Source organism: Mesorhizobium sp. M2E.F.Ca.ET.209.01.1.1 (assembly GCF_004010375.2).
Taxonomy (GTDB): Bacteria; Pseudomonadota; Alphaproteobacteria; order Rhizobiales; family Rhizobiaceae; genus Mesorhizobium.
In genome coordinates this window covers 1-424 of record NZ_SADP02000224.1, presented here as the reverse complement: position 1 = coordinate 424, position 424 = coordinate 1, and the positions used below count along the sequence as shown (strand labels likewise).

The window sequence follows — 424 nt, the reverse complement described above, 5'->3', positions numbered from 1 at the left end:
GCCTGCACTGGCGTGCGGTCGCGGGTGGCGCGGGCGATCACCATCAGGCCTTCCAGCGAGGATTCGACCAGCAACGCCAGCGCCTGCGCGCGCCGCTCCGGCACCCCTGCCCGGACGAAGGCCTGGCGCAGCAGCCCGATCCATTGCTCGAAGGCGGAGCGGCAGATTTCGACCAGGTCCGGCACATCGTTCGGCGCATCGAGCACGACCGGCGCGACCGGACAGCCGAGCGAGAACTCGTAGTCCTCCAGCATGCGCGCGACCGACTGGTAGATGTGATGGACGGCAACGGCCGGGTCGCTTTCCTCCAACAGTGCCGCGCCCAGCCGCTCCGTGACGTTGGCGACGCTGGCCCGCGTCACCTCGACGACTAGCTGGTCCTTGCCGCCAGGGAAATGGAAATAGAGCGAGCCGCGCGGCGCGC

Annotated in this window: 1 protein-coding gene; it reads right to left on the bottom strand. The window is 69.6% G+C overall.

Annotated features, from left to right (window positions below; genetic code table 11):
* A partial coding sequence (locus EN852_RS35395; RefSeq protein WP_135879645.1) for a TetR/AcrR family transcriptional regulator occupies positions 1-424 on the bottom strand: 424 nt, incomplete at both ends.